This window comes from Shinella sp. 838 (genome assembly GCF_029623935.1).
Taxonomy (GTDB): Bacteria; Pseudomonadota; Alphaproteobacteria; order Rhizobiales; family Rhizobiaceae; genus Shinella.
The window spans coordinates 15,132-40,403 of sequence record NZ_JARSBQ010000001.1; the positions used below are offsets into that span (position 1 = coordinate 15,132).

At 64.3% G+C, this 25,272-nt stretch carries 21 protein-coding genes; 13 read left to right on the plus strand and 8 right to left on the minus strand.

Going from position 1 to position 25,272, the window contains the following annotated elements; all coding sequences use genetic code 11:
- Positions 1-23 precede the first annotated feature (23 nt).
- The 7 genes from P9A16_RS00060 to P9A16_RS00090 form a co-directional block, all read right to left on the minus strand.
- Positions 24-1,085, minus strand: coding sequence for an ABC transporter ATP-binding protein (locus P9A16_RS00060; protein ID WP_023511909.1), 1,062 nt, complete (start codon positions 1,083-1,085; stop codon positions 24-26).
- A complete protein-coding gene (locus P9A16_RS00065) occupies positions 1,078-2,613 on the minus strand; it encodes a sulfatase (protein WP_023511908.1) in 1,536 nt (511 codons plus the stop codon). The genes P9A16_RS00060 and P9A16_RS00065 overlap by 8 nt, the downstream gene beginning before the upstream one ends.
- Position 2,614: 1 nt before the next feature.
- The gene (locus P9A16_RS00070) at positions 2,615-3,442 is read right to left on the minus strand and encodes a carbohydrate ABC transporter permease (protein ID WP_023513676.1); all 828 of its coding nucleotides are present in this window, start codon (positions 3,440-3,442) and stop codon (positions 2,615-2,617) included.
- Positions 3,439-4,374, minus strand: a complete 936-nt coding sequence (locus P9A16_RS00075; protein WP_023513675.1) for a carbohydrate ABC transporter permease — start codon at positions 4,372-4,374, stop codon at positions 3,439-3,441. Before P9A16_RS00075 ends, P9A16_RS00070 begins: the two co-directional genes overlap by 4 nt.
- Positions 4,375-4,384: 10 nt before the next feature.
- Positions 4,385-5,740, minus strand: a complete 1,356-nt coding sequence (locus P9A16_RS00080; RefSeq protein ID WP_023513674.1) for an extracellular solute-binding protein — start codon at positions 5,738-5,740, stop codon at positions 4,385-4,387.
- A 78-nt stretch (positions 5,741-5,818) separates the two neighbouring features.
- On the minus strand, positions 5,819-7,369 hold the full coding sequence (locus P9A16_RS00085) for a hypothetical protein (RefSeq protein WP_023513673.1): 1,551 nt from the start codon (positions 7,367-7,369) through the stop codon (positions 5,819-5,821).
- 155 nt (positions 7,370-7,524) lie between these two features.
- The gene (locus tag P9A16_RS00090) at positions 7,525-8,598 is read right to left on the minus strand and encodes a GntR family transcriptional regulator (RefSeq protein ID WP_051758772.1); all 1,074 of its coding nucleotides are present in this window, start codon (positions 8,596-8,598) and stop codon (positions 7,525-7,527) included.
- A 270-nt stretch (positions 8,599-8,868) separates the two neighbouring features.
- On the opposite strand from P9A16_RS00090, the gene P9A16_RS00095 reads away from it, so the two are divergent.
- From P9A16_RS00095 to P9A16_RS00150, 12 genes are all read left to right on the plus strand, one after another.
- A complete protein-coding gene (locus P9A16_RS00095; protein ID WP_023512831.1) occupies positions 8,869-9,684 on the plus strand; it encodes an ABC transporter ATP-binding protein in 816 nt (271 codons plus the stop codon).
- Positions 9,681-10,472 (plus strand): ABC transporter permease, encoded by a 792-nt coding sequence (locus tag P9A16_RS00100; RefSeq protein WP_023512832.1) that lies wholly within the window; start codon positions 9,681-9,683, stop codon positions 10,470-10,472. The genes P9A16_RS00095 and P9A16_RS00100 overlap by 4 nt, the downstream gene beginning before the upstream one ends.
- On the plus strand, positions 10,469-11,248 hold the full coding sequence (locus P9A16_RS00105) for an ABC transporter permease (RefSeq protein ID WP_023512833.1): 780 nt from the start codon (positions 10,469-10,471) through the stop codon (positions 11,246-11,248). Before P9A16_RS00100 ends, P9A16_RS00105 begins: the two co-directional genes overlap by 4 nt.
- A 37-nt stretch (positions 11,249-11,285) precedes the next feature.
- On the plus strand, positions 11,286-12,329 hold the full coding sequence (locus P9A16_RS00110) for an ABC transporter substrate-binding protein (protein WP_024271296.1): 1,044 nt from the start codon (positions 11,286-11,288) through the stop codon (positions 12,327-12,329).
- 66 nt (positions 12,330-12,395) lie between these two features.
- Positions 12,396-13,463, plus strand: a complete 1,068-nt coding sequence (locus P9A16_RS00115; protein WP_023515438.1) for a Gfo/Idh/MocA family protein — start codon at positions 12,396-12,398, stop codon at positions 13,461-13,463.
- Positions 13,454-14,479: a Gfo/Idh/MocA family protein gene (locus tag P9A16_RS00120; RefSeq protein WP_023515437.1), complete on the plus strand. Its 1,026-nt coding sequence runs from the start codon at positions 13,454-13,456 to the stop codon at positions 14,477-14,479. Before P9A16_RS00115 ends, P9A16_RS00120 begins: the two co-directional genes overlap by 10 nt.
- Positions 14,480-14,489: 10 nt before the next feature.
- A complete protein-coding gene (locus P9A16_RS00125) occupies positions 14,490-15,455 on the plus strand; it encodes a glucokinase (protein ID WP_023515436.1) in 966 nt (321 codons plus the stop codon).
- A gap of 222 nt (positions 15,456-15,677) precedes the next feature.
- Positions 15,678-17,327 carry an ABC transporter substrate-binding protein gene (locus tag P9A16_RS00130; RefSeq protein ID WP_024271297.1) on the plus strand — a complete coding sequence of 550 codons (1,650 nt, stop codon included), beginning with the start codon at positions 15,678-15,680 and terminating at the stop codon, positions 17,325-17,327.
- A 39-nt stretch (positions 17,328-17,366) separates the two neighbouring features.
- Positions 17,367-18,413 (plus strand): ABC transporter permease, encoded by a 1,047-nt coding sequence (locus tag P9A16_RS00135; protein WP_023517213.1) that lies wholly within the window; start codon positions 17,367-17,369, stop codon positions 18,411-18,413.
- A complete protein-coding gene (gene nikC / locus P9A16_RS00140; RefSeq protein ID WP_023517214.1) occupies positions 18,410-19,327 on the plus strand; it encodes a nickel transporter permease in 918 nt (305 codons plus the stop codon). The genes P9A16_RS00135 and nikC overlap by 4 nt, the downstream gene beginning before the upstream one ends.
- Positions 19,324-20,157, plus strand: coding sequence for an ABC transporter ATP-binding protein (locus P9A16_RS00145; RefSeq protein ID WP_023517215.1), 834 nt, complete (start codon positions 19,324-19,326; stop codon positions 20,155-20,157). Before nikC ends, P9A16_RS00145 begins: the two co-directional genes overlap by 4 nt.
- Complete coding sequence (locus P9A16_RS00150) at positions 20,154-20,903, plus strand: ABC transporter ATP-binding protein (protein WP_023517216.1); 750 nt, start codon at positions 20,154-20,156, stop codon at positions 20,901-20,903. Before P9A16_RS00145 ends, P9A16_RS00150 begins: the two co-directional genes overlap by 4 nt.
- A gap of 6 nt (positions 20,904-20,909) precedes the next feature.
- On the opposite strand, the gene P9A16_RS00155 is transcribed toward P9A16_RS00150, so the two are convergent.
- On the minus strand, positions 20,910-21,383 hold the full coding sequence (locus P9A16_RS00155; protein WP_024271299.1) for an Lrp/AsnC family transcriptional regulator: 474 nt from the start codon (positions 21,381-21,383) through the stop codon (positions 20,910-20,912).
- A 176-nt stretch (positions 21,384-21,559) separates the two neighbouring features.
- Here P9A16_RS00155 and putA point away from each other — a divergent pair, with 176 nt between their 5' ends.
- The gene (gene putA / locus P9A16_RS00160) at positions 21,560-25,246 is read left to right on the plus strand and encodes a trifunctional transcriptional regulator/proline dehydrogenase/L-glutamate gamma-semialdehyde dehydrogenase (RefSeq protein WP_037408835.1); all 3,687 of its coding nucleotides are present in this window, start codon (positions 21,560-21,562) and stop codon (positions 25,244-25,246) included.
- The last annotated feature ends 26 nt before the right edge of the window (positions 25,247-25,272 follow it).

Genomic DNA, 25,272 nt, shown 5'->3' on the forward strand with positions numbered 1-25,272 from the left:
TGCGGCAGCCGTGTGCGGGATGCTCACGTCGCCGAAGTGGCGCCCAATCGATGGCCGCCTTGCGGGTCGAAGAGATGCAAGTGCGCGCTGTCGGGTAGGATGTGCACGGTTTCGCCGGGCCGGATATGCAGGCGGTCGCGGCCGAGATAGGTGAGCTTCTGCCCGGCCATGTCGAGTAGGAGCAGGGTTTCCGAACCGGTCTGCTCGACCACCACGACGGTTGCCGCCGTGCCCGCGGGATCGAGCGTCAGGTGCTCGGGTCGGATGCCGAGTACGGCCCGGGCGGTGTCTACAGCGGTGCCGGTTGGAGCCGACAGGCCGCAGCCGGCGACGAAATGCCCCCTTTCGATGCGCCCCTCGACGAAATTCATCGCCGGTGAGCCGATGAAGCCGGCGACGAACATGTTGGCGGGGCTGTCGTAGAGCTCGAGCGGCGATCCCACCTGCTCGACGATGCCCGCCCGCATGACGACGATCTTGTCTGCCATGGTCATCGCCTCGACCTGGTCATGGGTGACATAGACCGTCGTGGTGCCGAGGCGCTGGTGCAGCGCCTTGATTTCCGCGCGCATCTGCACGCGCAGCTTGGCGTCGAGGTTAGACAGGGGCTCGTCGAACAGGAAGACGCGCGGATCGCGCACGATGGCGCGGCCCATTGCGACACGCTGGCGCTGCCCGCCGGAGAGCTGGCGCGGCAGGCGGTCGAGCAGGGCCGAGAGGTCGAGGATCTCGGCGGCCGCCGCCACACGCCTGTCGATCTCCTCCTTCGGCTTGCCGGCAAGTTTCAGCGAGAAGCCCATGTTCTTCGCGACGGTCATGTGCGGATAGAGCGCGTAGTTCTGGAACACCATGGCGACGTCGCGCTGTTTCGGCGGGATGTCGTTGACGACACGCGCACCGATGCGGATCTCGCCGCCGGAAATGCCCTCCAGCCCGGCGATCATGCGCAAGAGGGTGGACTTCCCGCAGCCGGACGGGCCGACCAGCGCGACGAATTCACCGTCCCTGACCTCGACGTCGACACCGCGCAGGACTTCTACGGCACCATAGGATTTGCGGGCATCCCGGATCTGGACTTCAGCCACGGTCGCCTCCCGAGACGGTGTTGAATGCGAGGCGCGAAAAGGCTTCGGGTGGCGCCCCGTTTGCCTGCATCAGGCGGGTCATTAGCTCGGTGAGGCGCTTTTCTTCGTCGGGATCGGCGAGCGGCTTTTCCTGGCCGGGATCGCTCGCAAGGTCGTAGAGGCGCGTTTCGGATTCGAGCAGCGCCCCGGGGCCGTAGTTGTTGTACATCGGCGAGCGCTCGATCACCGGCACCTTCAGCAGCGTCGCGCCCTTGGTGAAATCGAGCGGCGGCGAGAGTTCGACATTGGCCAGCTCGTCCGGTGAGAACGGCGAGAAGATATGCGTCGGCATCAGCGTGTACTGGTAGAGCTCCTGCTGCGACAGGTCCTCCGGGAAGCGGTGATAGGTGTAGCGGCCGTCGGCGACATTCACCGCACCGCCGAAATAGCCGAACAGGGCGCCCTGGCGCGGCGATGTGCCGTCGGCCATTGCGCACAGGGAGAAGCCTTCGTTCTCGGCCGGTGGCGTGGCGCCGAAAAGGTCGAGGAAGGTGGCTGCCAGGTCGATCGACTGGCTGAGCGCCTCCGTGCGGCTTCCGGCGCGCTCGGCATGGCGGGGGTCGTGCAGGAAGAGCGGGATATGCGCCACTTCCTCATAGAGGTTCATGCGGTTCTTCGCCCAGAAATCGTGCTCGCCGAGCAGGAAGCCATGGTCGGTGGTGACGACGAGGGCGGTGTCCTTCCACAGGTCGTGACGGTCGAAGTAGTCGAGCAGTTCGCCAAGCAGGTGATCGCACATGGCCACCACCGCATAGTAGTTGGCGCGCAGCTCCTCGCATTCCTCGGGCAGCTCGTCGACACGGCCGTAGCGCGGCCAATCGCGGATCGGGCCTTCCCGGCCGGTGTCGAACTGCGCCTTGAAGCGCTCCGGTGCCGTGAAGGGCTCGTGCGGATCGAAGGTCTCGATCTGCAGCATCCAGTTGTCGGCATCCCGGTTGCGGTCGAGGAAGTCGAAACCCTCGGCAAAGCAGCGCACGGACGGGAAGTCCTTCTCTTCCTTGATGAACTCGCGGTTGATGATGTTCTGGCCGAAATAGGAGCGCCGCTGGTCGCTGAACTGGCGGGCATGGTATTTCTCGCGCAGGCGCTCCCAGTGCGGCTGCACCATCGCCTTCCAGCGATCGCCTTCCTGGCCGCGCACGAATTCGTAGGAATCGTAGCGGTTGTGATAGGTCGCGCCGCCATCCTCCCAATAGTGGAAGTGGTCGGTCACCAGATGGCTGTAGGTACCGCATTCCCGATGCAGGATTTCGGGAAAGGCGTTGTCGAAGGGCTCCAGCGGTCCCCAGCTCCGGTGCAGGAAGGTGAGGCGGCCGGTCAGCATGTCGCGCCTTGCCGGCATGCAGGGCAGGCTGCCGACATAGTGCTTGTCGTAGGTCACGCTGCGGGCGGCGAGCCGATCGAAATTCGGCGTGGGGATACGTGTTCCGCCATAGGGCCCCAGCAGGTGCCGGTTGAGGGAATCGAACAGGACAAAAACCGCCTTCATGCTATTTCACCGCTCCTTGCGTGAGGCCCTTGACGATGTAGCGCTGCGCAACGAGCAGCACGAGAATGGCCGGAACCATTGCCAGCGCGGCGCTGGCCGCCATCTGGGTGTATTGGATCTCGAAATCCTGGGCGAACTTGGCGATGGCGACTGGTACGGTGGCCGTCTGTTTCATCGTTAGCGTCAGGGCGACGGCGAATTCGTTCCAGGAGAAGATGAAGGTGAGGATCGACGTGGCCGCGAGGCCCGGCGTGATCAGCGGCAGGATGACATGCCACAGGATATGCGGCGTATCGGCCCCATCCATGATCGCGGCTTCCTCCAACTCCTTCGGCACGTCGCGCACGAAGACAGCCATCAGCCAGATCGCCATCGGCAGGTTGAGCGTCGCATGGGCTAGGATCAGGCCGGTGAAGGTGTTTTCCAGCCCCACCGCTCGCGCCATGGAGAACCAGGCGCTTGCCAGCGCCACCGGCGGGATCATGTGGAAGATCATCGTCCAGGCGAGGAAGAGATGCACGGTCCAGGTCGGCCAGCGCATCCTGTTCAGCGAGAAGGCGGCGAGCGTGGCGACGACAACGCAAAGGACGGTGCTGACGACGCCGACGATGATCGAGTTGCGATAGTTGAGCAGGAAGTCGGAGGTCTTCGACCAGAGCACCTCGGCAAAGTTGCTGCCGATCGGTGTGAAGAGCACGTCCCCCATCAGAAGCGAGATCTGCGTGCGGAAACCGGCGGCGACGGTCCAGATGATCGGCACGAGGACGACGGCGGCGGTGATCGCCAGCACGATATGGACGGGAAGGGCAGAGTTGGTGCGCCGGCTCATGAGGCGGCTCCCGTGCGGCGGCGCGCCGAAAGGGCGACGACGAGAAGCAACGAGACGAGGAAGATGACGGCGACCGACATCGCCGAGCCGTAGCCTGCCTTGTCCTCGGTGAAGAAGCGCTGGTAGAGCGTGAAGCTGATCACCTCCGTCGAGGTGCCGGGGCCGCCGCTGGTGAGCAGGTAGACCTCATCGAAGACCTTGAAGGCGAGCACGAGGCGGAAGGCGAAGGTGACGATGATCGTCGGGATCATCAATGGCAGCGTGACGTAGATCAGCTCCTGCCAGGCGCCTGCACCGTCCATCTTGGCGGCTTCGAAGACATCCTGCGGCAGGGATTCGAGCCCTGCGAGAAACAGGAGGAAGCAGAACGGCGTCCAGTGCCAGATATCGACGGCGATGACCGAGAGCAGCGCAGTCTCGGGACTGCCCAGCCAGTCGTGCGGCAAGATGCCAAGGAGGCCGAAGGCCTTGTTGACGAGGCCGAAATCGAAATTGAGCATCAGCTTCCAGATGGCGCCGATGACGATGCCGGGGATGAGGATCGGCAGGATGAAGATCGCCCTGTAGAGCACGCGGCCGCGCACGATCTTGGTGCAGAGCAGAGCCATGGCGAAGCCGAGGATCATCTGGCCAGCGACGGCGCCGAAGGCGAAGATCAGCGTATTGGAAATGCCGGCGCCGAAAAGGCTGTCGGAGAACAGCGCCTGGTAATGGGTAAGGCCCACCCAGCTGCGCACCTGCTGCCCGTCCGCCCAGGTGATGTTCTGGAAGCTGGTGAGGAACAGGTTCGCGATGGGAAGGACACTGAGGGCGAGCATCATGGCGAGGGCAGGCCCGAAGGTCAGCCAGCGCCAGAGACGCTGGCCGCGGTCTTCGGAGACCTTTGCCGGCCGCCGCGGGGACGATGGTATCTGTGCTTGCGCGGCGGCCATGGTCCGGTCCTTACTTCAGCGGATCGAGCTTGCCGGTCTTGTAGGAATGGCCGGCCATGATCTTCTCGATCTCGTCAGACATGCCGTTCAGGGCGTCGATGGTCGTGATTTCGCCGGCGACGGCCCGGTTGAGCCCGAGCTCCAGCACCGAGATGACCTCGCTTGCCTCCGGGAACTGGTAGATGTTGACTGCATGCGGCAGGGCTTCGGCGAGCGGCTTCATCCAGCGATAGCGGCGCTCGTCGGCGATCGGTTCCTTGTAGACCGCCGCATTGACGGGAATGCCGCCGGCCTTGGCCGTCTCGAGCTGCGCGGCCTTTGTCTGGAACCAGCGCAGGAACTCCACAGCGGCGCGCTTGCGGTCGTCGGGCACGTTCCTGGAAATGCCGGCCAGCCAGTGGCCGAGGCCCGGCGAGGTGGGGATGCCTTCCACGGATGGCGTCGGCGCCCACTCGACCTTGTCGACGATGGCCGACTTGTTCGGGTCGTCCATCTGAGACCAAGCGGCGATGACCATCATGATATGGGCGGAATGGCCGGTGACCATGGCCTGGATGACCTCGGCCTGGTCGGCGGCCGCCGTCTTCGGATGACCGGCCTCCTTGGCGAGTCGCACATAGTAGTCGAGCGCTTCGCGGCCGTGATCGGAGTTCAGCGTGACGGAGTAGTCGCCCGCCGACTGGTCCTTGAAGATGCCGCCGCCGAAACCGTAGAGATAGGGGTAGAAGTCGTAGGCGACGGTATGTGGCCCGCGCGCGCCGCGCTGCACGATGCCATACATGCCCGGCGGGTTGTGGAACTTCTTCGCGTTGGCTTCGAGTTCCGCAAAGGTCTTCGGTGCCGAAAGGCCGGCCTTCTGATAGAGGTCGCCGCGATAGTAGAGCATCGGGATCAACGGCGAGACCGGCATCGACATCAGCTTGCCGGCCTTGGTCATCGTCTTGTTGGCGGCGTCGTAATAGATTGTGTCGCCGAGCGTGTAAACGTCAGGGTCGAGCTTGAAGCCGGGGTCGATATCGGTGATGGCCTCCACGAAGCCGCCGGCATACATTTCGGCGAACCAGCCGGAATTCATGATCAGGATATCGTACTGGCCCTCGCTCGCGCGCACGGAGTTGCGCTGCTTTTCAAGCGAGCCAGCGAAAGGGTTGACGTCAAGTTCCACCTTGTTGCCGGTCTCGGCCTCATAGGCCTCCACCGTCTTGCGGAAGCTTTCGAACCAGGGCGATTGGTTGATCACGATGGTGATCGGCGCGACGCTGGCGGCGTAGAGCGGCCGGAATGCGCTCGGCACAAGGCTGGCGCCTGCGGCCAGCCCCATGCCCTTGAGGACGTTGCGTCTTGGAATGCGGGTCGTAGAGGTCATCGATGAGTCTCCCATTGCCTCATGAATGTTCACTGCTTGCTTTCAACGTCGCGGAAAACGGAGGGCCTCTCCGCCTTCCTATTCGCAAAAGATCGGACTTGCCCAGTTCCACTGGCCATTGGCCTGGCGCATGCGGGCGTAGATCCAGTCGCCCGTGCGCAAGGGGTCGATGGCGAGCTTTCCGCGCCACTGCCATTGATGCGGGCGCGGCAGCGGATGCAGGCGGAAGGCGGGGCTGTCGATCGGGCCGAGATTGCCCGAAAGCGCGCCCTGGAGCAGACGCTCGGCGCTCACCTCGAAATTCTGGCCGTCGAGCACCAGTCGGACCTTCGCATCCGGTGTGATGCGGATGCGCGCCGCGATCGCCTGCATCGAGGCTGTGGTGTTGTTGGGGTTGGCGATCGAGCGGATCGCAAAGTCGATGCGGTTGCCGGAAAGGCGGATATCGTTTTCGTCCTTCGCGTCGCCGCCGCCCTCGAGCGGCGAGACCACTTCGGAACCGCGCAGGCGCGGCTCGACGGAGAGGATGTCGCCGCCGGCAAGTTCCAAAGAACCTTGCCAGTCGTGGAATTTTCCGCGCGCGCCCCAGCCGAGTTCCAGCACGAGCAGGGTTTCCATGCCGCTCCCGGCATTGTCGATCGGGTTTTGCTGCAGGTCCGGGGTCACCCGGCCGATGACATCGCCGTTGCGGATGAGGTCGATATAGTCGATGGCGCCGCCTGCGACCGCTTCGAGTTCAAGCGCAGCTTGGCCGCCGGCCGCAACGCTGCCGCCCTGCATGGTGTCGCCGATCGCAAAGAAGAGGTGGCTCGCATCGCCGGTAAGGGCATTGGTGCGGCGCCGGTGGATGCCGTTCCAGAGGGCCGTGCGGGAATTCTCCGGTGCATAGACGGCCGAGCGGCCATGGCCGTAGGAGCCGGGATAGCCGCTGTGATGGTCGGTATTGCCGAGAAAGCCGAAGCGTATGCCACGGTTGAGGCCATGGCGGGCGGTAGACTGGCCGTCGCTCGGGCCCATGGAGTGCAGGAACGGCCGGTCCATGACCGATGTCTCGGAACAGCCGTGCATGGAGATGATCTCCATGACCGGGGACAGGTCTTCGACGACCGTGTCCCAGTTCACGCCGCGCGCGCCAAGGCGGTAGCCGATATGGTGCGGAAAGGCGAAAACGCCGTCGCCATAGGTGGCGCGCAGCTTGGCATGCAGCTCGGCCGGCGTATCGGCCTTGATGACCTCCTGGCGGGCGATGTCGCGATAGACGATCGTGTAGTCGCCATGGGCGAAGGAATGGATTTCGTAACCTGGAAAGACGGTGAAGGCGCCGGGTTCGTCGGCTGCCGCCAGTGTATCGAAATGGGCATCCCACAGCTTTTCGAGCTTGGCGAAACCCTTGACGTGGAAATCGACGATATGGGCGACACGCGGGTCGTCGACCGGCATGTCGGGCCAGTAGGCGTGCCCCGTGACGGAGACGAAATCCAGCTGGCGGCGGGCGCGGCGCAAAGCCTGCTCGAGGCTGCCGTGGCCATAGGAAATGTCGCAGTGATTGTGGATGTCGCCATAGAACGGCCGGACGCCAAAGCGCGAGGCAAGTGGCTGTAGCCGTTCCGGCAGACGCTCACCCAACATATCGCACCCCTCCCCATTGCGAATGGCCGGGAAGCGTCGTGCTCCAGGCAAATTCGGCTGATACAATATGTATTGTACCGTAGCAGATGCATTTCTTGATGCAAGCGTGTTTTTGGGCTGATGATGTATGTCGTCGTCCGGCTGGCGTGTGTCTGTCAGCGGGACGGTGCGCCGGTGCTTTCGCGGAACTCGGCAACGCAGTCGAGATAGACGATCTGGGGCGCCTCGCGCGGCGCTTCGATACGCTTGTGGATGACCTCGATCAGGCTCCTTGCGGCCGCCAGATACGAACTGCCGGCCATGCTCATGAAGCCGAAATGTTCGGTCGGAACGTCGTGGTGGCCGAGTACGACGAGGCTGAGGTCCTGTGGGCATGAGATGCCCATTTCGGTGAGGCATTGCCGGATGCCGAGAGAGTCGGAAATGCCGAGCGTTGCCATTGCCGTGAAAGGAAGCCGGCCGTGCCGGTCGACAAGTGCGCCGAGCGCTGTTTTCAAGGCGTCACCGACCCGTTGCGTGGGGTGCAGCACACCGCCGAGCGCGATGCTTTCGGTGTGCTCCCAGCCCGTCTTGTGGCGGCGGCCAATACGGTCGAAGGCGCGCCGCACGGAGAGGATCGGCTGCGCCATTGAATCCAGCGAAACCAGGGCGATGGAGCGGTGTCCCAGCTCCGAAAGATGCTCGAGCGCGAGGTCCAGCGCCTCCTCCCAGTCGGTGCCGACCCGGTCGATATCGACGCCCGCGACGGAGTTGCCGTCGACGACGAGGGCGCGCGTCTTGCCCTGGAGCAGATTGAGCAGCCGGATCGGGATGTTCTCGTAGTGGGACTGGAGGATCGCAGCGTCGAAATCCGGAACCGATGTCAGGATGTCCAGCAGATGGCCCGTATTGTGGTAGGAGATCTGCACCACCTTGCTGCCGGTGCGCGACAGGTGCCCGACGATGTGGTTCTGCACCAGCACGCAGCGCTCGTTGAGGCTGGCATTCGACAGGATCAGAAGGCTGTCGAGGTGTCTGGCGGGGCCGGCGCCATCCGGCGTGGCCGCGTCGCCGTCCTTGACAACATAGGTTCCGCGGCCGACCTGCGAGGTGAGAAGCCCTTCTTCGCGCAGACGCGTCAGCGCCTCCTGCACGGTCGCCTGGCTGACCTGATGGCTGCGCATCAGCTCACGCACCGTCGGCAGCCGCGCGCCGTCGTCGAGTCGGGCAATCTGGTCCCTGAGGGACACAAGGACCGCATGTGAAGAGGCTGCGCGCAAGGGTCTGCCCCGTTCGTCGATTCGTGTGTGTTTCTTGTTGCTTCTAACCGGATACATTTTGAATCCCGCCCCGGCAATCCCGCCGTTCCCGCGGATGGTCGAGGGAGGCGGGCCTCCTGTTCGTGTTTGATTGTATTATAGCGGATACAAATTGCACTTTACAATTTGATTTTCACGTATACGCTTGGCTTCCGGATCGGCAAAGACCGTCCGTCGCAGCGATCGGAAGGGGAGTCCGTCGTGTCGCAAAGCCAAGTCATCGAACGACGCAGCCCGGTCGGCCGGGCGGAAGGCCAGAATCCTGCCGGAACGGACTTCATCCGCATCGACAGTGCGCGCAAGGTGTTCACGCAGCGCAGCGGCGGCGCCGTTCCGGTGCTCGACAGCATCGATCTTTCCATCGCAGAGAACGAATTCGTTTCGTTCATCGGCCGCAGCGGCTGCGGCAAGACGACCCTCCTCAACATGATCGCCGGACTTGAGGATGTTTCGGCCGGCCGGATCACCATTGCCGGCAAGGTCGTCACTGGACCGGGACAGGGGCAGGGCGTCGTCTTCCAGCAGCATGCGCTGTTTCCCTGGTTGACGGCGGTGGACAATGTCGCCTTCGGTTTCCGTAAATCCGGTCTTGCCAAGGCCGAGCGCCGGCGGCGCGCCCTGGAACTCCTGGCGCTCGTCGGCCTTGAAGCGGCGGCGGGGCGCTATCCGCGGGAAATGTCGGGCGGCATGCAGCAGCGCGTCTCCATTGCCCGCGCGCTGGCGCTCGATCCGCAGATCCTCCTGATGGACGAGCCCTTCGGTGCGCTCGACGAGCTGACGCGCATCGAACTGCAGCAGGAGCTGCTGCGTATCTGGGAGGCGCGGCGCAAGACGATCGTCTTCGTCACCCATTCGATCAGCGAGGCGTTGATGCTGTCGGACCGGATCGTGCTTCTGGCGCCCAATCCGGGACGTATCAAGCGCATCTTCCCGGTCGACCTGCCGCGTCCGCGCCTACGCACCGATCCGACCTTCAATGCGCTCTATCAGGCCATCTGGAACGAGCTTTCGACATGACGCGCAAACTCGTCCGGACACTTCCGCCGCTTGCCGCCTTTGCGGCACTCCTCCTCCTCTGGGAGGCCGGGGTGCGCTACGGTGTCCTCAAGCCCTACCAGTTCCCGCCCGTCAGCCGTATCGCGCAGGGTTTCGTCGAGTTGTCGACGACGGGCTTTCCGACCGGCGTCTCGATCTGGTCGCATGCACTGACCACCATCCTGCGTGTGCTGCAGGGCTACGGCGCGGCGCTGGTCCTTGCGATCCCGCTCGGTCTCGTCGTCGGCGCCCTGCCTGTCGTGGACAAGCTGACGGCACCGCTGATCGTCTTCTGCCGCTCGGTCGCGACGCTCAGCCTCCTGCCGCTGGTCATCGTCTGGTTCGGCGCGGGCGAGCTGACCAAGGTTTTCCTCATCGGCTACGGCTGCTTCTGGGTCATGCTGTCCAACGTGATTGCCGGCGTACGCTATGTCGATCCGATGCTTGTCCGCGCGGCGCGAATTTTCGGGCTGAGGGGGCTGGAGCTCTATCGCAGCGTCGTGCTGCCCGCCGCCCTGCCGCGCGTCTTCGCCGGCGCGCGCATGGCGCTCGGCGTCGGCTTCATGGTCATCGTCGGGGCCGAGATGATCGGCACCATCGAGGGGCTCGGTGCGCTGATCATGGAGGCCCGTACCTTCTACCGCAGCGAGATCACCATCATCGGCATGCTGGTCATCGGCCTCATCGGCTTTGTCATCTCCGCCGGCCTGATGGCGCTGGAGCGCGCCATGCTGCCCTGGGCGGCTGAGCTCGAACGGGTGCGCCGATGAAGTCGTTTTCCTGCCTTTCCGCAGCAAGCGACCTGACCCTCGGCGTCATCGGCGCGGTCCTTGCCGTCGCCGCCTGGGAAATCAGCGCCCGCACCGGGCTGATCGATCCGGCGATCTTCCCGAGCCCGTCGCTCGCGATCCGCGCCGCGGCCGAGCGCCTGACGGCCGAAACTGTCGCCGACAACCTGTTCTGGAGCCTGCTGCGCGTCTTTTCCGGCTTCCTGCTCGGTGCGCTGGCGGGTGCGACAGTCGGCATCGCGGCGGGATGGTATCGTGGCTTCGGCGCCATCGCGCGGCCGCTGATCGAGCTGCTGCGCCCGATCCCGCCGCTCGCCTGGATCCCGCTTGCGATCATCTGGTTCGGTCTCGGCGAGCCGTCGAAGTTCTTTATCATCTTCCTCGGCGCCTTCTTCCCGGTCGTCACGGCCGCTTATCAGGGTATGCGCAGCATCGATCCTATGCTGCTGAAGGCGGCGCAGACCTTCGGTCTCAGCGGCGTGCCGCTTCTCCTGCGTGTCGCCGTACCGGCCGCCGCGCCCGATCTGGCAACGGGCGTGCGTATCGGCTGGGGGCTGAGCTTCGGGGTGCTGGTCGCCGCCGAGCTGATCGCCGCCGACCGGGGGCTTGGCTACATGATCATCAACGAGCGCAACACCGGTGGTTCCGTTGGCGTCATCGTCGTCGGTATCCTGCTCATCGGCGCGCTCAACCTTGTCACCGACGCGGCGATCGGCGCCGCGATCAAACGCTGGATCGGGCGCTGGCATGGCGCCTGAACGCAGGCCTCATTCACACAACAAGAGGGAGAACCACATGCGCATCGTCTTGAAATCCCTGATATCCGCCGCCATAGCCGGCCTGCTCCTTGCAGCCGGCCCGTCCGCCGCCACGGAGGTTGAAACCGACACGCTGTCCATCAGCATCGGTCCGGACCTGCCGTTCCTCGTCCATATCGTTGCCAAGGAGAAAGGCTGGTTTGACGAGGCCGGCTTCAAGACCGTCGAGTTCAAGACCTTCGCGTCCGGCAATCTCGCCGGTGAGGCGCTGCTCGCCGACGAGATCCAGCTCTGGACGCCCGGCAACCTGCCGCCGGTCTCGATGGCGCACAATGGCGTACCCGTCGTGATCCTCGGCACGAATGCCGTCAGCCACGGGTTGGAAAAGATCGTGGTCCGCAAGGATGCCGGCGTCGAGAATCCGGAGGACCTCGCAAAGGTGAAGTTCGGCCTGCTGGTCTCCTCCACCTCGGGCGCCCTGCTTGCCAATGTCGCCAAGCACTACGGCCTCGATGCCGCAAAGCTCCAGACGGTGAACCTTGCGCCGCCGGAGGCCATGGCCGCCATGGCCAACAACGAGATCCAGGGCATCATCTTCTGGGAGCCCTTCCCCTATCGTGCGGTGCAGGAGCAGGGCGCCAAGATCGTGCATACGGGCACGAAGAGCTTCTTTGCCAAGAACAGCGGCGAGGATGTCGCCGTCTCCAACAACCGAACCGTCTGGGTCGCCTCGCAGGATTGGGTGCGCGCCCATCCCGTCGCGACGGAGGCGCTGGTGAAGGTTCTCACCAAGGCACAAGCCTATGTCGCCAACCCCGCCAACAAGGACGAGGTCCTGAAGATCTTCTCCGACTTCCAGAAGCAGCCGGTCGAGATGAACACTACGCTTCTCGGCGACTACACCTTCAAGCCGGATATCGATACGTCCTATGTCGAGGACATGGCGGCAATTGCCGACTACCTCAAGGCGACGAACCGTATTCCAGGCGAGGCGAAGGACGTGCTCACGTACACCTACACCGCCCCACTGAAGGCGGCGAACGCCGCAGCTGTGTCGGTTGAGGGCCAATGGGCGCCCTGACCTCCTGAAGAAACCGGGCGCCTGCCATGGCGGGCGTTCCCTTGTCACCCAAGCGGATTGATCATCATGTCCCGTTCGGCTGCCGATCGGATCGCCGTCGCTGTCATCGGCGCGGGTTTCATCGCCGACTACCACATCAACGGTCTTCGTGCCGCCGGCGGGGCCGATATCGCCGTTCTTGCCGGAAGGCGAGCGGAGGCAACAGAGGCGAAGGCTGCGGCGCTCGGCATCGGCCGGGCCGAGACCGATTATCGCCGCGTGCTGGACGACGGCGCAATCGACGCCGTCGTCATCGCGACGCCCGACGACACGCATGAGCGTATCGCGATCGATGCGCTGGGGGCTGGCAAGCGGGTGCTCCTGCAGAAGCCGATGGCGCTCTCCAGCGAACAATGCCGTGCCATCCTCGCCGCAGATGAGCGGGCGGGACGGCACCTTACCGTCAGTTTCATGCATCGTTATTTTCCCGAGGTGCGCTGGCTGCGCAGCCAGATCGAGGCCGGTATGCTTGGCGCCATCCACTCCGTGCGCCTTCGCAACGCCACGCCGGGAGCGGACTGGAACGACTGGTTCTTCAAGCCCGGCAACGTTTCGGGCGGCGTCGTCATGCAGCTCGGGGTGCATGGCATCGACCTCACGCAACATCTCCTCGGCCCGATCGAGTCTGTTGCCGCCGACATGATGACGGCGCGGCCTGAGCGCCGGCTGGCCGACGGGAGAACGGTGCGGACGGAGCTCGAAGACAATGTACTCGCTACCTACAGGGTAGCCGGCGGCACACGGGTGAGCCATGAGATGAGCTACACCGAACTTGCCGGATGTGACCGTTTCCGCCTGGAGCTCTATGCCGAGCATGGCACGGTCTGGCTGCGCACCGAGCGTGGCGGAGCAGCCATCAACGCGCCATCCGTTACCGGTATGGCGGGCTGGTCGGGGCCCGACCTGCCGGATGAGCCGCTTGGTGCGGCCCATCATCGCCACTGGTTGTCGACCGTGCGTGGCGAGGCGCCGGCCGACGACACGGCCGCCGCCGGGCTGCGCTCGATCGAGGTGGCGGAAACACTTTATGCAGCAGCGCAGGCCGGCACGCGAATGCCGGTCGGCAGGGAAGGGGAGAAGGCCGGATGCGCCTGAAGATCGCGATACTCGGCGTCGAGCACTACCACGCCAACTTCTGGACCCGTGCCTTTCTGGAGCGGCCCGAGGTGAAGGTCGTCGGCGTCTGGGATGCGTCCGAAACGGCGGCTGCGGACTTTGCCGCCCGTCACGGCCTTGAGGTTGCACACGATCTTGCGACCCTCATCCGCAAGAGCCACGCGGTCGCCATCTGCTCGGCGACGGATGCGCATTTGCCACTGGTGGAGGCGGCCGCCGCGGCCGGCCGGCCGGTGCTTTGCGAAAAGCCGCTCGGCATCGATCAGGCGCAGTGCGATGCCATCGCCGACGTGGTGGCCCGCACGGGCATCCGCTTCATGCAGAGTTTCCCGAAGCGCTTCGATCCCGCCAACCATGAGATCGCGCGCCTCCTGAAAGAGAAGACGCTTGGCCGGATAACGCTGTGCCGTGTGCGGCATGGTCACAGTCACGGCCTGACGGAGACCTTCCGCTCTGCCTGGTTCGTCGATCCGGCGCGCTCGGGCGGCGGCACGCTGCTCGACGAAGGCGTGCACGCCGCTGATTTCCTGCGCTGGATGTTCGGCGAGCCGGAAACCGCCTATGCCACGCTCTCGTCCACGCTCGGCCTGCCGGTGGAGGACACGGCAGTCGCCACCTTCCGCTATGCGGATGGCATGATTGCCGAGGTGACGACGAGCTGGTGTTTTGCCGGCGCCGATACATCGATCGAGATCTACGGCACGGAAGGATCGATCCTGCTTTCCGGCGTGGACATTGCCTCGCGTCCGACACGCGAGACCGATTTTTTGCGTGTTTTCCGGCGCGGCGAGGAGGGGGGATGGTCGGCCTCGCCGATCGTGCCTTCGTTCAAGACGGGCGTGTTTCACGAGCATGTCGCCTGGGCTTTCGTCGATGCCCTGAAGCACGGTGGTCCGATGCCCGTCACCCTGGAAGACGGTCGCAGGGCCTTCGCGATGATCGATGCGGCCTATCGGGCCGCTGCCGCCGGCACGGCCCAGCCGATTGCACGATAGGCGGATCCCCATGCTTGCACTTGCCTGCGATATCGGTGGAACCAATACCCGCCTTGGCCTCGTTCGTGACGGCGTCCTGCTCTCCGAGAGCACGAGCAGTTATGCCAATGATGATTTCGAGGACTTTTATGCCGTGGCGGCGGCGTTCCTGCGCGAGCGCGGGGAAAGCCGCGTCGACCGTGTCTGCATCGCACTTGCGGCCGTGGCGACGGCCGAAGGGGCCACGCTGACGAACCGGGACTGGACCATCAGACGAGATCGCGTGGCGCTGACCTCCGGTGCTGACCGGGTCGATTTCATCAACGATTTCGAGGCGCTCGGCTACGCGATGGGTCAGGTGGAAAGGCTGGAGACGCAATGCCTGACGCCGGGCAGGGCATCCGGGCAGCCGGGGCCACGGCTGGTGCTCGGTGCCGGTACGGGCTTCAATGCTTCGGCCTGGTGCCCCTCCCGTTTTGGTGGAGCGCCCCATGTCGTGGCGGCGGAATGCGGGCACATGACGCTGCCGCTCGCCGGCGAAGTGGAGTTTTCGCTGCAGGGCGCGCTTTCGGTGGGGCGCGGGCGGGCGTCGGTGGAGCGTGCCCTGTCGGGCCGCGGCCTCTTCGAGATCTATCAATGGCAATGCGCCCAAGCCAGGCGCGGGCCCCTTGCAACGACTGCGGTTGAGGTGTCGCGGCTTGCGGTCGCGAAGGCGGACAGGGACTGTGAAGAGGCAGGTCATGTGTTCATGCGCCTGCTCGGGCGGGTCTGCGGTGATCTTGCGCTCGCCTATCTGCCCTTTTCGGGCGTCTATCTCTCGGGCGGCGTCTCCCGCGCCTTTGCCGGGCCTCTCGCGCAAGATCAGACGTTCCTCGAAGCCTTCCTGGCGAAGGGCCGTCAGGCGGATTTCATGGAAAGCTTCCCCGTTCACCTGCTTCTTGACGACCGCACGGCACTTCAGGGTTGCGCGGAATGGTTGCGTCTTTCGGCCGTGTGATGCGAGCGGTGCCGCACCGCTTTCGTTAGCAAAGGCTTTCATATTGCTTGGCAATCGTCATTCCTGTCGTTCCCGCAGGAGTGGCGCCGGGTGATTTCCCCTGTATCGTCCTGAAGGGGGATTGTCTTTGCCGTCGATATCGTGATTGAATTTTAAAAATGGCATCGGGTGCACGCGCGTGCATGGGCGCCAAGGGAAAATCGTGTGAAACGGGGAACTGGAATGATCAGGGAAAACATCACCGTACGCGTTCGTCCGCTGCTTGCCGGCGTAGCCTTTTCGTTGTTGTTAGCGTCCGGCGGCGTGGCGCCGGCCTTTGCCGAGACGCCGGCCGATACGCTGGTGCAGGCCTGGGCGATCGATGACACGATCACGCTCGACCCGGCCGAATCCTTCGAGCTGAGCCCTGCCGAATTCCTCGGCAACGGTTATGACATGCTGGTGCGTCTTGATGTTGCGGATACGACCAAGGTCAAGGGTGGCATCGCCGAGAGCTGGGAGGTCTCCGAGGACGGCCTGACCTATACGTTCAAGCTGAAGCCCGGCATCAAATTCGCGTCCGGCAACCCGGTCACCGCCGAGGATGTCGCCTGGTCGTTCGAGCGTGTCGTCAAGCTCGACAAAAGCCCGGCCTTCATCCTCACCCAGTTCGGCCTGACCGGCGACAATGTCGCCGAAAAAGCCAAGGCAGTGGACGCGGGCACATTCGTCTTCACCGTCGACAAGGCCTATGCGCCGAGCTTTGTGCTCAACTGCCTCACCGCGACGGTGGGCGCGGTGCTCGACAAGAAGCTTGTCATGGAGCATGCCGAAGCCAAGACGCCGAGCGATGAATACAAATACGATACCGATTTCGGTTATGCATGGCTGAAGACCAACTATGCCGGCTCCGGCCCGTTCAAGATTCGCGACTGGCGCGCCAACGAAATCCTCGTGATGGAGCGCAACGACAACTACTACGGTGACAAGCCGGCGCTCACCCGCGTCATTTACCGCCACGTCAAGGAAAGCGCGACCCAGCGCCTGATGCTCGAGGCCGGCGATATTGACGTCGCGCGTAATCTCGAGCCGGGCGATTTCGAGGCCGTTTCCAAGAATGCCGATCTTGCCACCACCAGCGCGGCAAAGGGCACGGTCTACTATATCAGCCTCAACCAGAAGAACGAGAACCTCTCCAAGCCGGAAGTGCGCGAGGCGCTCAAATATCTCGTCGATTATGATGCGATCGGTGCCACGCTGATCAAGGGTATCGGCGAGATTCGCCAGACCTATCAGGCCAAGGGCGTGCTCGGTGCGCTCGATGCGAGCCCTTACAAGTTCGACGTTGCCAAGGCGAAGGAGCTTCTGGAAAAGGCGGGCCTGAAGGACGGCTTCTCCGTCACCTTCGACGTGCGCAACACGCAGCCCGTGACCGGCATTGCCGAATCCTTCCAGCAGACCGCCGGCCAGGCCGGCGTGAAGGTCGAGATCATTCCTGGGGATGGTAAGCAGACGCTGACCAAGTACCGCGCCCGCAACCACGATATGTATATCGGCCAGTGGGGCATGGATTACTGGGATCCGAACTCGAACGCGGAAGCCTTCACGTCGAACCCCGACAATGGCGACGAGGCCTCGGTCAAGACGCTGGCCTGGCGTAACGCATGGGATATCCCTGAGCTGACCGCAGAGGCGAAAGCTGCGCTTCTGGAGCGCGACAACGACAAGCGCGCCGAGATGTACAAGAAGCTGCAGCAGCAGGCGCTGGATACGAGCCCCTTCGTCATGATCTTCCAGCAGACCGAAGTGGCCGGTGTGCGCGGCGCGGTGAAGAACTACAAGCTCGGCCCGACCATGGACACGAACTTCCTCGCCACCGTGTCCAAGGAATGACCCGGAAGGATCGGTTCCTTGAGCACTGCTGAAAGACAAATGCCGGCAAGGCGCGCCAACCGGCGCGCCTTTGCGACCCTCAAGTCGATCGCCGGCTTCGTCGTGGTCGTCGCCACCACCTATCTCGGCCTTCTCGCCGTCACCTTCTTCATCGGCCGTGTCGTGCCGATCGATCCGGTGTTGGCGATCGTCGGTGACCGGGCGCCCGCCCATGTCGTTGAACGCGTGCGGCAGGAAATGGGCTTTAACCTGCCCTACTACCAGCAGTTCTTCCTCTATGTGAAAGGCGTGCTGCAGGGCGACTTCGGCACCTCGGTGCTTACCACCAATCCGGTGATGACCGATATTCGCCGCGTTTTCCCGGCGACCATGGAACTTGCCACCGTCGGTACGCTCATCGGGGCGTCCTTCGGCATTCCGCTCGGAGTGCTCGCGGCCGTCCGGCGCGGCAGTCTTGCCGACCAGATCGTGCGCATCGTCGGCCTCGTCGGCTACTCGGTGCCGATCTTCTGGCTCGGCCTCCTTGCCCTCCTGGTGTTCTATGCCCGTCTCGGCTGGACGTCCGGTCCCGGCCGCATCGATGTGGTGTTCGAATATACCTTCACGCCGATCACCGGCTTTTTCCTGCTCGACGCGATCCTCAACCGCGACTGGGCGGCTTTCCGCGACATCGTCTCGCATATCGTGCTGCCGGGGTCGCTGCTCGGCTATTTCTCGCTTGCCTATATCAGCCGCATGACGCGGTCCTTCATGCTGAATGAACTCGGCCAGGAATACATCGTCGCGGCGCGCGCCAAGGGCCTGTCGGAAACCCGCATCATCTGGGGCCATGCGCTGCGCAACGCGGCCGTGCCGCTCGTTACGGTGATCGCGCTCTCCTATGCCGGCCTGCTGGAGGGCTCGGTGCTGACGGAGACCGTCTTCGCCTGGCCGGGCCTCGGCCTCTACATCACCAATTCGCTGCAGAATGCCGACATGAACGCGGTTCTCGGCGGTACCATCGTCATCGGTTCCGTCTTCATCGCCATCAACCTGTTATCCGACGTGCTCTACCGCATGCTCGATCCGCGGACGAGGACACGATGAACGAGACTGCCATGACCCGCCGTGAATGGCTTTTGACCGACCGGCCGCAATCGCGCCTGCAGGCCCGGCTCGGCCGCGCCTATGTCACCTGGCGGCGGTTTGCCGCCAACCGGCTTGCCGTTATCGGCTTGCTGATCATCCTTGCACTGATCGTGCTTGCGGTTTTCGCGCCGCTGCTTGCGCCGCATTCGCCCTATGTCGGGGATCTTGCCAAGTCCCGCCTCCTGTCGCCGGACGCCACCCATTGGCTCGGCACGGACGACCAGGGCCGCGATATCCTTTCGCGCCTCATCTACGGCTCGCGCCTGACGCTTCAGGTCGTGCTGCTGGTCGCCATCATCGCCGCGCCGCTCGGCCTTCTGGTCGGCACCGTCGCCGGTTATGCCGGCGGCTGGGTGGATGCCGTGCTGATGCGCATCACCGACATCTTCCTTGCCTTCCCGAAGCTCGTGCTGGCACTCGCCTTCGTCGCGGCGCTCGGGCCCGGCATCGGCAATGCCATCATCGCCATTGCCATCACCTCCTGGCCGCCCTATGCGCGCATTGCCCGCGCCGAGACGCTGACGGTGCGAAACTCCGACTATATCTCGGCCGTGCGGCTGATGGGCGCCTCGCCCTGGCGCATCGTGCTGCGTCACATCATGCCGCTCTGCATCTCCTCGCTTATCGTGCGCGTGACGCTCGACATGGCGGGCATCATCCTGACGGCGGCAGGCCTCGGCTTCCTCGGTCTCGGCGCGCAGCCGCCGCTGCCGGAATGGGGCGCGATGATCGCCTCTGGCCGCCGCTTCATCCTCGACCAGTGGTGGGTGGCCGCCATGCCGGGCTTTGCCATTCTCGTCGTCAGCCTCGGCTTCAACCTCTTGGGCGATGGCCTGCGCGATGCGCTGGATCCCCGCGGGAGCAGCCAATGAGCGCGCTTCTCGACGTCAAGGAGCTGCGCGTCACGTTCCCCACCCGCACCGGCGTGGTCGAGGCGGTGCGTGGCGTGTCCTTCACGCTCGGCCGAGAACGGCTCGGCATTGTCGGCGAAAGCGGCTCGGGCAAGTCGCAGACCGGCCGCGCCATCATGGGGCTGACGCCGGAGCACGGCCGGATCTCGGCGGAAAAGCTGGATTTCAACGGCATCGATCTCACCGCGGCCTCGAAGGCGGAGCGGCGCGCCCTGCGCGGCAAACGCATCGCCATGATCCTGCAGGATCCGAAATATTCGCTCAATCCGGTCATGAGCATCGGCCGCCAGATCATCGAGACGCTGCGCACACACGAGCCGGTCGGCAGGGCGGAAGCGCGCAGGCGAGCGCTCGACATGCTGGCCGCCGTGCAGATTCGCGACCCCGAACGTGTCTTCGACCTTTATCCGCACGAGGTCTCCGGCGGTATGGGCCAGCGTGCGATGATCGCCATGATGCTGGTGGCGGGACCGGAGCTTTTGATCGCCGACGAACCGACCTCGGCGCTCGACGTGACCGTCCAGCTCGAAGTACTCGGCATCCTCCACCGGCTGGTCGCCGATCGCGGTATGGGGCTGATCTTCATCTCGCACGATCTCAGGCTGGTGTCGTCCTTCTGCGACCGGGTCATCGTCATGTATGCCGGGCGCATCGTCGAGGAGTTGCCGGCCTCCCGGCTTTCCGAGGCCGAGCACCCCTATACGCGGGGCCTGCTCAACTGCATGCCGCAGATCGGTGTCGACCGGCATCCCTTGCCGGTTCTCGACCGCAAGCCGGAGTGGGCGCTATGACCGCGGCTCTTGCCATCGACGGCCTCAGCGTCGTCTTCGACGATTTCGTCGCCCTTGAGAATGTCAGCCTCGTGGTGGCGCCGGGCGAATCTTTCGGGCTGGTCGGCGAATCCGGCTCCGGCAAGTCGACGCTGCTGCGGGCGGTTGCCGGGCTCGCGCCGGTTTCCGATGGCACGATCAGCGTCGACGGCAAGGTGCTTGGCGACAAGCGCGACAAAGCTTTTTATCGACAGGTGCAGATGGTGTTTCAGGATCCCTATGGATCGCTGCACCCGCGCCAGACGGTCGACCGGCTGTTGCTGGAACCGCTCGCCATCCACGGCTTCGACAATTCTGAAAGCCGCATCGTGCGGGCGCTGGACGAGGTGGGGCTCGGCGCGAGCTTCCGCTTCCGCTATTCGCACCAGCTTTCCGGCGGCCAGCGCCAGCGCGTGGCGATCGCCCGGGCCCTGATCCTCGAACCGTCCATCCTGCTGCTCGACGAGCCGACCTCCGCACTTGATGCCTCGGTGCAGGCCGAGGTGCTGAACCTGCTCGAACAGGTGCGCGCGGCGCGCAAGCTCACTTTCGTCATGGTCAGCCACGACCTTGCCGTCGTCACCCATATGTGCGACCGGCTGATGGTCATGCAGCACGGGCAGGCGGTGGAACAACTCGCCTCCACGGACCTTGCGGCGCACCGGGTGACGCAGGACTATACGCGCAGCCTGCTCACGGCCAGCGAAGGCTTCCGCCGCAACGGCTGACCGGGTTCATCGCCCGCCTTCCTTGATGGATTCCATGGCGACGGAGGTCGAGGTGCTGGCGACATTCGGCAGGCTCGAGATCTTCTCGCCCAGCACCTCCCGGTAGCGGCGGATATCGGCGGTGCGGATCTTGATCAGATAGTCGAAGCGGCCGGCGATCATGTGGCACTCCTCGACCTCCTTGATCTTGCGCACCGCGCTGTTGAAGGCGTTGAGCGCCGCTTCCTTGGTGTCCGAAAGCTTCACCTCGGCGAAGGCGACATGGTCGAGCCCGAGTTTCTTCGGGTTGAGCACGGCGCGGAAGCCGTCGATATAGCCGTCATTGATCAGGCGTTGCAGACGCAGCGTGCAGGGGGTCTTCGAAAGCCCGACGATTTCGGACATTTCTGTGATGGAAATCCGTGCATTTTCAACGAGAAGATCGAGGATCTTGCGGTCGATTGCGTCTATTTCACTATGTATAGGCTTTATCTTGGACATTAATCTCACTTCTGGCGCGAATATATGGAGATAGATCCTGTCTATGCTCCTATAATGGTGAGAAAGTCGCAAGGCAATCGACTATCTTCCGCGCCAGTGCCATGAGGCTGGAATGCATCGGCAAGCGGTGTATCCTCTCCTCGCATCCAGTGGCCGAACCCGAGATGGTGATGGAAATGGTCCAGTCTGCAAACGAACAACAAATCTCCGCTTTCGCTGATTTTGCGCCGCCGATCCGGCCGCAGAGCGAGCTGCGCCAGCGCATCACCGCCGCCTATCGTACGCCGGAAGAGGACGCGGTTCGCCCTCTGCTCGAAAAGGCCACCCTTCCGGCAGATGCTGTCGCGCGCATCCGGGAGACCGCCCGCACACTGATCGTCGCGCTGCGTGCCAAGCACAAGGGCACCGGCGTCGAGGGGCTGGTGCACGAATATTCGCTCTCCAGCCAGGAGGGCGTCGCGCTGATGTGCCTTGCCGAGGCGCTGCTGCGCATTCCCGACAACGCGACCCGCGACGCGCTGATCCGCGACAAGATTTCGGAAGGCGACTGGAAGTCGCATATGGGGGGCGGTCGTTCGCTCTTCGTCAATGCCGCCACCTGGGGCCTCGTGGTTACGGGTAAGCTCACCTCCACCGTCAATGATCGCGGCCTTTCCGCTGCCCTCACGCGCCTCATCGCCCGCTGCGGCGAGCCTGTCATCCGCCGCGGTGTCGATATGGCCATGCGCATGATGGGCGAGCAGTTCGTCACTGGCGAGACGATCGACGAGGCGCTGCGCAATTCGCGTGCCATGGAGCGCAAGGGCTTCCGCTATTCCTACGACATGCTCGGCGAGGCGGCGACGACGGCCGCGGATGCGGAGCGCTATTATCGCGACTACGAAAACGCCATCCACGCCATCGGCAAGGCCTCGGCCGGCCGCGGCATCTATGAAGGCCCCGGCATCTCGATCAAGCTGTCTGCTCTGCATCCGCGCTATGTACGCGCCCAGGCAGAGCGGGTGATGGGCGAGCTGTTGCCCAAGGTGAAGGCGCTGGCCGCCATCGCGAAGTCCTACAATATCGGCCTCAACATCGATGCCGAGGAGGCTGACCGGTTGGAGCTGTCGCTCGATCTGCTGGAGGAGCTTTGCCACGATCCGGCCCTCGCACGCTGGGATGGCGTCGGCTTCGTGGTGCAGGCCTATGGCAAGCGCTGCCCCTTCGTGCTTGATTTCATCATCGATCTTGCCCGACGTTCCAACCGGCGCATCATGGTGCGCCTCGTCAAAGGCGCCTATTGGGACGCCGAGATCAAGCGCGCGCAGCTCGACGGGCTGGAAGAGTTCCCCGTCTTCACGCGGAAAATCCACACGGACATCTCCTACATCGCCTGCGCCCAGAAGCTGCTGGCGGCGAAGGATGTGGTCTTCCCGCAGTTTGCCACGCACAACGCCCAGTCGCTCGCCACAATCTACCAGCTTGCCGGTCCGGATTTCCGCGTCGGCGACTACGAGTTCCAGTGCCTGCACGGCATGGGCGAACCGCTCTATGACGAGGTCGTCGGCCAGGAGAAGCTGAACCGCCCGTGCCGTATTTATGCACCGGTCGGCACGCATGAGACGCTGCTCGCCTATCTCGTCCGCCGCCTGCTGGAAAACGGTGCGAATTCCTCCTTCGTCAACCGCATTGCCGATCCGGCCATCTCGGTCGACGAGCTCATCGCCGATCCGGCGGGCGTGGTGCGCGCCATGCCAGTGCCGGGCGGCAAGCATGACAAGATCGCGCTTCCCGCAGACCTCTACGGCAAGGGCCGCCTGAATTCCGCCGGCCTCGATCTTTCCAACGAGACTGTGCTGGCGAGGCTGGCGCAGGACCTTGCGAAGACGGCTGCTGTCGAATGGCAGGCCGTGCCTGTCATCGCCGACGGTTCCAGCGAGGGCGAGCGGCGGGCCGTGCTCAATCCGGCCGATCACAGGGACATGGTCGGTACCGTCATCGAGACCACGGATGCAGGCGTCGCGAAGGCCGCGAGGCTTGCGCTGGAAGCGGCTCCGGCCTGGGCGGCGGTGCCGCCGCGCGAGCGCGGCGACCGGCTCGACCGCGCCGCCGACCTGATGCAGGCGGAGATCGCGACCCTGATCGGCCTTGCCATCCGCGAGGCGGGCAAGTCCGCCGCCAATGCCATTGCCGAAGTGCGCGAGGCGATCGACTTCCTGCGCTACTATGCCGAACAGGCGCGGCGTACGCTGGGTGCCGGCCATCCGCCGCTCGGCCCCATTGTCTGTATCAGCCCGTGGAACTTCCCGCTGGCGATCTTCTCCGGTCAGATCGCGGCCGCGCTCGTCGCCGGCAACCCGGTGCTGGCAAAGCCGGCGGAGGAAACGCCGCTGATCGCCGCCGAGGCCGTGCGCATTCTGCATGAAGCCGGTATTCCGGTCGGTGCGCTGCAACTGCTGCCGGGCGACGGCCGCGTCGGCGCCGCGCTTGTCGGTGCGCCGGAAACGGCAGGCGTGATGTTCACCGGCTCGACGGAAGTCGCCCGCCTCATCCAGAAGGAACTCTCCGGCCGCCTGTCGGCAGTGGGCAAGCCGATTCCGCTGATCGCCGAGACTGGCGGACAGAATGCGATGATCGTCGATTCCTCGGCGCTCGCCGAACAGGTGGTGTTCGACGTCATCGCCTCGGCCTTCGACAGTGCCGGCCAGCGCTGCTCGGCGCTACGCGTGCTGTGCCTGCAGGAGGACGTCGCCGATCGTACGCTCACCATGTTGAAGGGCGCGCTTGCCGAACTGAAGATCGGCCGCACAGACAAGCTCAGTGTCGACACCGGCCCGGTCATCACCGCGGAGGCCAAGCAGACGATCGAGGCGCATATCGAGAAAATGCGTGCGCGCGGTCGCAAGATCGAGCAGGTGGCGCTTCCCGCGGAGGCCGCCCTTGGCACCTTCGTTTCGCCCACCATCATCGAGCTGCAGTCGCTTGCCGATCTGGAGCGCGAAGTGTTCGGCCCGGTCCTGCATGTCATCCGCTACAAGCGCGAAGACGTCGACCGCCTGATCGACGACATCAATGCGACGGGTTACGGCCTGACTTTCGGCCTGCACACGCGCCTAGACGAGACGATTGCCCATGTCACCGGCCGTGTGAAGGCTGGCAATATCTACGTCAACCGCAACATCATCGGCGCCATTGTCGGCGTGCAGCCGTTCGGCGGCCGGGGGCTTTCGGGCACCGGGCCCAAGGCCGGCGGCCCTCTCTATATCGGCCGCCTCGTGCAGGTCCCGCCGGTTCCCCCGCAACACAGCTCCGTCCATATCCAGCCGGCAGTGCTCGATTTTGCGCAGTGGCTGCGCGGAAATGGTAAGTCGGAGCTTTCGGATCGAGTGCGCGATCTCGGCAGCAATTCGGCGCTCGGACTGGACCTCGAACTTCCTGGTCCCGTCGGCGAGAAGAACCTTTACGCGCTCCATCCGCGCGGCCGGATCCTTCTCGCGCCAATGACGGAAGAAGGGTTGCTCGCCCAGCTCGGCGCGGTGTTCGCCACGGGCAACAGGGCGGTGATCGATGCCGCTTCCGGGCTCCAGTCCACACTTGCCGGCCTTCCGGCGAGCCTTGCGGCCCTGACTTCCTGGTCGACCGATTGGGCGGCGGATGGTTCCTATGCGGGTGCGCTCATCGAAGGGGATGGGGAGAGGGTGGTCGAGGCCGCCCGCCGCATCGCGGCGCTGCCCGGCCCGCTTGTCCTGACGCAGGCCGCCACCACGGCGGAAATCCGGGCAGGCGCGGAAGCCTATTGCCTCAACTGGCTGCTCGAAGAGGTCTCGACCTCCATCAACACGGCCGCCGCCGGTGGCAATGCGAGCCTGATGAGCATCGGCTAAGGCATCAAAAAACCGGGCTGCTCCTT